We start from the raw sequence: 9,486 nt of genomic DNA, 5'->3' as shown, positions 1-9,486 counted from the left end.
TGCTGGCGGTCGCCGGCCTCGCCCTGCTGTTGGCGCTGCAACTGCTGTTGTCGCAGCGCGCCGAGCTGGCCGCGCAGGCGCGCTGGCGGCCCCTGCTGGGCGCGCTGTGCACCGCCCTGTTCTGCGATCTGCCGCCCTGGCACCAGCCCGAGGCCTACGCGATGCTCGATCGCAGCGTGACCCCGCGACCGGAGCGCCCGGGCGTGCTGCACGTCAACGCCAGCTTCCGCAACGATGCGCGCTGGGCGCAGGCCTGGCCGGTGCTGGTGCTGAGCCTGTCCGACGTCGACGGTCGCCAGGTCGGACTGCGCGCGTTCGCCCCCGACGAGTATCGCGGCAATCAGGATGCCGGCGACGTGCTCGAGCCCGGACAGAGCACGACGGTCAGCTTCGACGTGGTCGAACCGGCGCCGCACATCGTCGCGTTCACCTTCGATTTCCAGTGATTGTGATCCCAGGCGGTGTCGCCTGGCCGGTCATCGCGCTAGACTCCCTCCTCCCGTTACCGCCCCGCGCACGCCCTCCGGCGCCTGATCGGCGATGACGGCGTCGTCGCACAGGGGAAACCACTTGAACGCTGCCGCCGAACGCAACGAATCCGCCCGTTCCGGGCCGCGCGTGCCATTGCGCGACCACGTGGCGACTTCGATCCGCCGCTATCTCGGGGATCTGAACGGCTGCGACACCGAGAACCTGTACGAGATCGCGCTGCGCGAGCTGGAGATCCCGCTGTTCGCGGAGGTCATGCAGCACTGCGACGGCAACCAGAGTCGTGCCGCGGCGATGCTCGGCATCCACCGCGCGACCCTGCGCAAGAAGCTGCGCGAATACGGGCTGTCCTGAGCGGCCGGCAGCCCCCCCGTAGGAGCGGCGTAAGCCGCGATGGGACCTTCCCGCAAAGCTTCTCGCGCCTACGCCGCTCCCACCGGCCTTGCCCCGCGGTTCCGGCGACCTCCGCCGGTATAATCGCCGGCTCCCCTCGCCGCACATGCCCGCCCCGATGACCGCTGCCCAACCGACCGGCGCCGTGAAGATCCGCCGCGCCCTGCTGTCCGTGTCCGACAAGACCGGCCTGATCGAACTCGCCACCGCCCTCTCCGGGCTGGGCGTCGAGCTGCTCTCCACCGGCGGCACCGCCCGGGCGATCCGCGACGCCGGACTGGCGGTGAAGGACGTCAGCGAGGTCACCGGCTTCCCGGAGATGATGGACGGCCGGGTCAAGACCCTGCACCCGCTCGTGCACGGCGGCCTGCTCGGCCGCGCCGGCACCGACGAAGCGGTGATGGCCGAACACGGCATCGGCGCGATCGACCTGCTGGTGCTGAACCTGTACCCGTTCGAGACGGTCACCGCGCGCGCCGACTGCACCCTGGCCGACGCGGTCGAGAACATCGACATCGGCGGCCCGGCGATGCTGCGCTCGGCGGCCAAGAACTTCGCCCGCGTCGCGGTGGCGACCGACCCGGCGCAGTATCCGGCGCTGGTCGACGAGATGCGGGGCAACGACGGCGCGCTGTCGGCCGCCCGGCGCTTCGAGCTGTCGGTGGCCGCGTTCAACCGCGTCGCCCAGTACGACGCCGCGATCAGCAACTACCTGTCGGCGATCACCGCCGCCGCGGCCGAGTCCTCGGACGAGGTACCGGCACGCTCGGCGTTCTCGGCCCAGGCCAATGGCAGTTTCGTCAAGGTCATGGACCTGCGCTACGGCGAGAATCCGCACCAGCAGGCGGCGTTCTACCGCGACCTCTACCCCGCCCCCGGCTCGCTGGCCACGCTGGAGCAGTTGCAGGGCAAGGAGCTGAGCTACAACAACATCGCCGACAGCGACGCGGCCTGGGAATGCGTGCGCCAGTTCGAGGCGCCGGCCTGCGTGATCGTCAAGCACGCCAATCCGTGCGGCGTCGCGGTGGGCGTGGCCTGCGGCGACGCCTACGAGCTGGCCTATGCGACCGATCCGACCAGCGCCTTCGGCGGCATCATCGCCTTCAACCGGCCGCTGGATGGCGCGACCTGCAAGGCGATCCTCGACCGCCAGTTCGTCGAGGTGCTGATCGCGCCCGACTACGACCAGGCGGCGCTCGCCTACGCATCGAAAAAGGCCAACGTGCGCCTGCTGCGCATCCCGCTGGCGCCGGTCACCCCGGGCTTCATCGACACCAAGCGGATCAACTCCGGCCTGCTGATGCAGACCGCCGACGCCCGCGTGGTGACCGCGGACGAGCTGAAGGTGGTGTCGAAACTCGCGCCCAGCGCCGACCAGCTGCGCGACCTGCTGTTCGCCTGGAAGGTCGCCAAGTTCGTCAAGTCCAACGCCATCGTCTACGCCAAGGACAACCGCACGATCGGTGTCGGCGCCGGCCAGATGAGCCGCGTCTACTCGGCGCGGATCGCCGGGATCAAGGCCGCCGACGCCAGCCTGGTGGTCGAGGGTTCGGTGATGGCGTCGGACGCGTTCTTCCCGTTCCGCGACGGCATCGACGCCGCCGCCGCCGCCGGCATCAAGGCGGTGATCCAGCCCGGCGGCTCGATGCGCGACGCCGAGGTGATCGCCGCCGCCGACGAGCACGGGCTGGCGATGGTATTCACCGGGGTGCGCCACTTCCGGCACTGATGCCCGCCATGGACTTCGCCGTCGCGCTCTGGCTCGTCATCGGACTGGTCGCCCTGGTCGGCGGCGCCGAACTGCTGGTGCGCGGTGCGGCCCGGATCGCGCTGGCCACCGGGCTGTCGCCGCTGGTGGTCGGCCTGACCGTGGTCGCACTGGGCACCAGCGCGCCCGAGCTGGCGACCAGCCTCGGCGCCGCGCTGCAGGGCTCGCCCGACATCGCCGTCGGCAACGTGCTCGGCAGCAACATCGCCAACGTGCTGCTGGTGCTGGGCATCGCCGCCCTGGTCGCGCCGCTGGTGGTCGCGCGCCAGCTGATCTGGCTGGACGCACCGCTGCTGGTCGGCATCGCCGGCGCGGTCTGGCTGATGTCGCTCGACCATCGGATCGGCCCCATCGAGGGCATCGCCCTGGTGCTGGGCGCCGCCGCCTATACCGTGCTGCTGGTGTGGATGAGCCGGCGCGGCCAGGGCATCGCCGAGGCCGGCGACGATCTCGACGACATGCCGAAGCGACCGCTGTGGTTCAACCTGCTGCTGTTCGTGGCCGGGCTGGCGCTGCTGGTGCTGGGCGCGCGCTGGCTGGTGCAGTCGGCGGTGACCATCGCGCAGTCGCTGGGCGTCAGCGAGCTGATCATCGGCCTGACCGTGATCGCGATCGGCACCTCGCTGCCGGAGATCGCGACCTCGATCCTCGCGGTCGCCCGCGGCCAGCGCGATCTCGCCGCCGGCAACGTGATCGGCAGCTGCATCTTCAACCTGCTGCTGGTGCTGGGCGCGACCGCGGCGGTGGCGCCCGATGGCGTCCACATCAGCAATGCCGCGCTGCATTTCGACATCCCGGTGATGGTCGCCACCGCGGTGGCCTGCCTGCCGATCTTCTTTACCGGCCACTACATCGCGCGCTGGGAAGGCGGACTGTTCCTCGGCTACTACATCGCCTACGTCGCCTATCTGCTGCTGGCCAACACCCATCACGCGGCGCTGGAAACCTTCAGCTCGGTGATGCTGTGGTTCGTGATCCCGCTGACCGCACTGACCCTGCTGGTGGTGGTCTCGCACGCGCTGCGCAACCCGCGCAACGGCGCGCCAAGGTAAACCCCGGCATCCCCGCGGAGCGGCGTAAACCGCGACCAGGGCTCGATGGGAAAGCCTCATCGCGGCTCACGCCGCTCCTAAGGGTGTCCGCTTCCGGCCAGTGCGGTTTCTTGGAATCACCGTCGCGGGCCCGCGCGTCAGCGGTCGTACTCGACCGGCAATTCAGCACCGTCGAACAGCACCATGTAGGGTCCGTCCTGATCGAGCCGGACATCGATCCACAACCGCAGCACCCGGGTGGTCGGCGGCAGCCTGGACAGGCTTGCGTTGACATCCAGTTCGTAGCGACCGCCCTGGTCGGAAAAGGCGCGATGCTGGAGTTCGGCGAAACGTTGCGCCGAGTCGGGGGTGAGCGCCAGTTCATGCTGGACCACCGCCTCGCTCCCACGGAACAGGCCGGCCGAACGCGTACCCGGCGTCCGCAACTGCTCGGCCAGCGCGAACACTTCCCTGGAATGCGCGCCCGCCCCGGACAGCATCACTCCGAGCTCGATCGAATCGGGATTGAGCTCGACGCCCTCCTGCACCGCCACGCGCACACGAATCGACCGTGGATCGAGATTCGTGAAGGCCTGGCGATCCAGGCGCGACAGACGCAGCGCGGTCGACAGCGGGATCGACGCACAGGACACGAGCAGCGCACCCAGCAGGAGCGACGACACCCCGCGCAGCCACGCGGTGCCGGTCATCGCCAGATATCCTTGTCGACGCCGCGCGCCAGTTGCGGATGCCGGCCGATCTCGAACCGGGGCTGTTGGCCGCCGCGCAGCTGGGTCTCGTAATCGCGGGTCAGCCGCACCACCACGCCGGCCAGCATCACGATCGCGACCAGGTTGATCGAGGCCATCACCGCCATCGAGGCGTCGGCCGCGTTCCAGACCAGTTGCACCTTCGAGTACACGCCCCAGGTGATCGTCGCCAGGGTCGCCAGCCGCAGCACCAGCAGCCCGGCCCGGCCGCCGCCGAGGTAGAGCAGGTTGGCCTCGGCATAGGAGTAGTTGCCCAGGATCGTGGTGAACGCGAAGAAGAACATCGCCACCGCGACGAAGCCCGCGCCCCAGTCGCCGAGGAAGGCGCTCATCGCCGCCTGGGTCAGCTGCACGCCGTCGCCGCCCTCGCCGAGCACGCCCGACAGCAGGATGACCACCCCGGTCGCGCTGCAGATCAACAGGGTGTCGATGAACACGCCCAGGGCCTGCACCAGGCCCTGGCTGGCCGGATGGTTGGGCACCGGGGTGACCGCGGCGGCGACGTTCGGCGCGCTGCCCATGCCGGCCTCGTTCGAGTACAGGCCGCGTTTGACCCCCTGCAGCATCGCCACGCTCAGCGCGCCCAGCAGGCCGCCGGCGGCGGCGTCCAGCCCGAACGCCGAGCGCACCACCTGCAGCAGCACGCCGGGCAGCTCCGGCAGATGGGTCAGCACCACCCAGCCGGCCAGCAACAGGTAGGCCACCGACATGAACGGCACCGCCCACTGCGCGAAGCGGGCGACCGAACGCAGACCGCCGAAGATGATCGCCGCGGTCAGCACCACCAGCCCGGTGGCGACCGCCGCCTGGCCGAGCCCGAACGCCCCCTCCAGCGCCTGCGCCATCGCGTTGGCGTGCACGCTGCTGAAGATCAGTCCATAGCTCAACAGCAGCGCCAGCGCGAAGGCGACGCCCATCCAGCGCTGGCCCAGCCCCCGCGACATGTAATACGACGGCCCGCCGCGGAACTGACCGGCCTCGTCGCGTTCCTTGTACAGCTGCGCCAGCGTGCTCTCGGCATAGGCGGTGGCCATGCCCAGCAGCGCGGTGCACCACATCCAGAACAGCGCGCCCGGGCCGCCGACGCCCAGCGCGATCGCGACCCCGGCCAGATTGCCGGTGCCGACCCGTGCGGCCAGGCTGGTGCACAGCGCCTGGAACGGCGAGATGCCGCTGGCGTCGGCGTGGGTGCCGCTGGCGACCAGCCGCAGCATGTGCGGGAGCCGGCGCAGCTGCAGGCCGCGCAGGGCGACGGTGAAGAACAGGCCGACCGCGAGCAGGCCATAGACCAGCACGTAGTCCCACAACACGGTGTTGATACCGCCGATCAGTGGCGTCAGCAGCGCCTCGATCGCGTCCAGTACGGCCTTCATCGGCTGCAAGCGTCTCCGGAGCCCCGGCGGGCAATGCCGGCCATGGTAGCAACGGCATGAGGATCGGCCCCGCGGCCGCGCTTCCCGACCCGATCCGGCCGCTCCGGCGCCCCCGGGGACACGCCGACGCTGCCCCGCTTCCGGAACCTCCCGTAAAATCCGTGATCCCCAATACACCCCCTCGGCCAGGAGTGCCCATGAAGATCCTCGTTATCGGTTCCGGCGGTCGCGAACACGCCCTGGCCTGGAAACTGGCCCAGTCGCCGCGCGTCGAGGAGATCGTGGTCGCCCCCGGCAACGCCGGCACCGCCAGCGAGGCCAAGTGCCGCAACGCCGAGGTCGCGGTGACCGACATCGACGGCCTGCTGGCGCTGGCGCGGGACGAGGCCGTCGACCTGACCGTGGTCGGCCCCGAGGTGCCCCTGGTCGCCGGCGTGGTCGACCGCTTCCGCGCCGACGGTCGCCGCATCTTCGGCCCCACCGCCGCCGCCGCCCAGTTGGAGGGCAGCAAGGCCTTCGCCAAGGACTTCCTGGCCCGCCACCGCATTCCGACCGCTCATTACGCGGTGTTCACCGAAGCCGACAAGGCGCTGGACTACATCCGCGAGAAGGGCGCGCCGATCGTGATCAAGGCCGATGGCCTGGCCGCCGGCAAGGGCGTGATCGTCGCAATGACCGAGGCCGAGGCCGAGGCCGCGGTCACCGACATGCTGTCCGACTACGCGTTCGGCCAGGCCGGCGCGCGGGTGGTGATCGAGGAGTTCCTCGACGGCGAGGAGGCCAGCTTCATCGCGATGGTCGACGGCGCCACCGCCCTGCCGATGGCCACCAGCCAGGACCACAAGCGGGTCGGCGACGGCGACACCGGCCCCAACACCGGCGGCATGGGCGCGTACTCGCCGGCACCGGTAGTCACCCCCGCGATCCACGACCGGATCATGCGCGAGGTGATCGAGCCGACCGTGCGCGGCATGGCCGCCGATGGCCATCCGTTCACCGGTTTCCTCTACGCCGGGCTGATGATCGACAGCAGCGGCGCGCCGCGGGTGATCGAGTTCAACGTCCGCTTCGGCGATCCCGAGACCCAGCCGATCATGCTGCGGCTGAAGTCCGACCTGGTGGAACTGGTCGAGGCCGCGATCGACGGCGGGCTCGACGGCCGCCGCGTCGACTGGGACACGCGCGCCTCGCTGGGCGTGGTGATGGCCGCCGAGGGCTATCCGGGCAAGCCGCGCACCGGCGACACCATCGGCAGCTGGGACACCCCCGATGTCGACGGCGCCAAGGTCTTCCACGCCGGTACCCGCATCGAGGGCGAACACGTGGTCACCGCCGGCGGCCGGGTGCTGTGCGTCTGCGCGCTGGGCGAGACCGTCGCCGAGGCGCAGCGCAACGCCTACGCCGAGGTCGCCGGGATCTCCTGGCACGGCGAGTTCCACCGCCACGACATCGGCTGGCGCGCGATCGAGCGCGAACAGGAGCCGGTCGAGGCCTGAGCGGCTCGCGCGGTCCCGATTCCAGCGCGCGCCGTACCGCCGGCGACAGGATCGCGCCTTCGCCCACTCCGATGACCCGCCCCCTTCCGGGCGGGGGCGTCGGAGTGCGCGCGGACGTCGACGTCGCGCCGGCCGCCGCCACCGGCAACATGGCGACCGGCTACACTCCCGCGAAACCGCGAGGAGGACGCATGGCGCAGAACCCGTCCGGGATGGACACGACCGGTACCGATACCGCGGCCGACGCCACCGTCGGCGCAGTCGCCGCACAGGACCCACGCGCGGACCTGCCGGTCGCGCACAGCCAGTTCGGACTGCTGAAGCAGCGCCGCTTCCTGCCGTTCTTCGTGGTGCAGGCGCTGGGCGCGTTCAACGACAACGTCTTCCGCCAGGCGATCATCGGCATGCTGTTCTGGCTCGGCGCCAGCAGCGAGGACAAGGCGCTGTACGCCAGCCTGGCGCCGGCGATCTTCATCCTGCCCTACTTCCTGTTCTCCGGGCTCGCCGGCCAGGTCGCCGAGAAGCTGGAGAAGCACCGGCTGATCCGCATCACCACCGCGATGGAGATCGCGATCATGTCGGTGGCGGCGGTCGGCTTCTACCTGCAGAGCCTGCCGGTGCTGCTGGTCGCGCTGTTCTGCACCGGTGTGCAATCGACCCTGTTCGGACCGGTCAAGTATTCGATCCTGCCCTCGGTGCTGCGACCGGAGGAGCTGACCGGCGGCAATGGCCTGGTCGAGATGGGCACCTCGATGTCGATCCTGCTGGGCATGATCCTCGGCGGGCTGCTGTTCAAGCTGGCCGGCGACCAGGCCCCGTGGGTCAGCGGCCTGGCGGTGATCGCGCTGGCGGTGGCCGGCAATCTGATCAGCCGGATGATTCCACGGGTCGATGCCGGTGCGCCGGAACTGCAGGTCAACTGGAATCCGATCCCCGAGTCGATACACATGCTGAAGCTGGCGCGCAAGCAGCTGGCGGTGCGCAACGCGGTGCTCGGGGTGTCGTGGTTCTGGTTCGTCGGCACGGTGCTGACCTCGCAGCTGCCAGCCTACGCCGAGTTGCACCTGGGCGGCGACGCGACCCTGTACATCGTCGCCCTGGCGCTGTTCTCGATCGGCACCGGGGTCGGCTCGCTGCTGTGCGAGAAGCTGTCCGGACGCACGGTCGAGATCGGCCTGGTGCCGCTGGGCGCGTTCGGCATGAGCGCGTTCATCCTCGATCTGTATTTCGCCCGCACCGGACTGGCCCCGGCCGCCGGCCTGGACCTGGCCGGCTTCCTGCGCGCCGACGGCAGCCTGCGGATCGTCGCCGACCTGGTCGGCATCGGCCTGTTCGCCGGCTTCTTCGTGGTGCCGCTGTTCGCGTTGATCCAGAGCCGCTCGCCCAAGAGCGAGCTGTCGCGGGTGATCGCCGGCCTGAACATCCAGAACTCGGGCTTCATCGTGCTGGCGGCGATGTCGGCGCTGGCCGCGCAGAAGCTGCTGGGCTGGACGATCCCGCAGGTGTTCCTGGCCCTGGCGGTGCTCAACACCCTGGTCGCGATCTGGATCTTCACCATCGTGCCCGAGTTCCTGATGCGGTTCCTGAGCTGGTTGCTGGTGCGGGTGCTGTACCGGCTGCGGGTGCGCGGCATCGAGGAGCACGTGCCCGACGAGGGGCCGGCGCTGATCGTCTGCAACCATGTCAGCTACATGGACGCGCTGATCCTGTCGGCCTGCATCCCGCGGCCGGTGCGCTTCGTCATGTACTACCGGATCTTCAACATACCGGTGATGCGCTGGATCTTCCGCACCGCCAAGGCGATTCCGATCGCCAGCGCCAAGGAGGACCCGCAACTGCTGCAGCGCGCCTACGACGAGATCGACGCGGCCCTGGCCGAGGGCGAGCTGGTCGGGATATTCCCCGAGGGCGCGCTGACCCGCGACGGCACGATCGCGCCGTTCAAGGCCGGCGTCGAGCGCATCCTGGAGCGCGCCCGCGCGCGCGGACAGAACGTTCCAGTGGTGCCGCTGGCGCTGCGCGGGATGTGGGCGAGCATGTGGAGCCGGCGCGATTCGCGGTTTGGCCGGATGCGCGTCCCGCGACGCTTCCGCGCGCACGTGGAAACCTCGGCCGCGCCGCCGGTCGACGGCGCCACCGCGACCGCGGCCGGGCTGGAGGCGCAGG

8 protein-coding genes are annotated in these 9,486 nt (G+C 70.3%); 6 read left to right on the top strand and 2 right to left on the bottom strand.

Translation table 11 applies throughout. The annotated features are described in order from the left end of the window. From FKV24_RS14925 to FKV24_RS14910, 4 genes are all read left to right on the top strand, one after another. The coding region (locus FKV24_RS14925; protein WP_249041040.1) for a DUF3426 domain-containing protein at positions 1 to 446 on the top strand (446 nt) is incomplete at its 5' end. Positions 447 to 570: 124 nt separating this feature from the next. After that, entirely contained in the window at positions 571 to 843 is a 273-nt protein-coding gene (gene fis, locus FKV24_RS14920; protein ID WP_111267520.1) for a DNA-binding transcriptional regulator Fis, read from the top strand. 157 nt (positions 844 to 1,000) lie between these two features. Continuing rightward, positions 1,001 to 2,611, top strand: coding sequence for a bifunctional phosphoribosylaminoimidazolecarboxamide formyltransferase/IMP cyclohydrolase (gene purH / locus FKV24_RS14915; RefSeq protein WP_141482950.1), 1,611 nt, complete (start codon positions 1,001 to 1,003; stop codon positions 2,609 to 2,611). Positions 2,612 to 2,619: 8 nt separating this feature from the next. After that, positions 2,620 to 3,702, top strand: coding sequence for a calcium/sodium antiporter (locus tag FKV24_RS14910; protein WP_141482949.1), 1,083 nt, complete (start codon positions 2,620 to 2,622; stop codon positions 3,700 to 3,702). Positions 3,703 to 3,839: 137 nt separating this feature from the next. Here FKV24_RS14910 and FKV24_RS14905 read toward each other — a convergent pair whose 3' ends face one another. Then, positions 3,840 to 4,391 (bottom strand): hypothetical protein, encoded by a 552-nt coding sequence (locus FKV24_RS14905; protein WP_141482948.1) that lies wholly within the window; start codon positions 4,389 to 4,391, stop codon positions 3,840 to 3,842. Then, entirely contained in the window at positions 4,388 to 5,824 is a 1,437-nt protein-coding gene (locus tag FKV24_RS14900) for an alanine/glycine:cation symporter family protein (RefSeq protein WP_211371882.1), read from the bottom strand. The genes FKV24_RS14905 and FKV24_RS14900 overlap by 4 nt, the downstream gene beginning before the upstream one ends. 197 nt (positions 5,825 to 6,021) lie before the next feature. Between FKV24_RS14900 and purD the strand changes: the two genes are divergently transcribed. Both purD and FKV24_RS14890 read left to right on the top strand, forming a co-directional pair. Further along, entirely contained in the window at positions 6,022 to 7,320 is a 1,299-nt protein-coding gene (purD, locus tag FKV24_RS14895; protein WP_111267523.1) for a phosphoribosylamine--glycine ligase, read from the top strand. Between the two features lie 191 nt (positions 7,321 to 7,511). Continuing rightward, positions 7,512 to 9,486, top strand: a 1,975-nt coding sequence (locus FKV24_RS14890; protein WP_249041039.1) for an MFS transporter, incomplete at its 3' end; no start/stop codon positions are given.

This window comes from Marilutibacter maris (assembly GCF_006546735.2).
GTDB classification, from domain to species: Bacteria; Pseudomonadota; Gammaproteobacteria; order Xanthomonadales; family Xanthomonadaceae; genus Marilutibacter; species Marilutibacter maris.
Note: the sequence above shows the minus strand (reverse complement) of the source record. Positions and strands in the feature narration are given on the sequence as shown.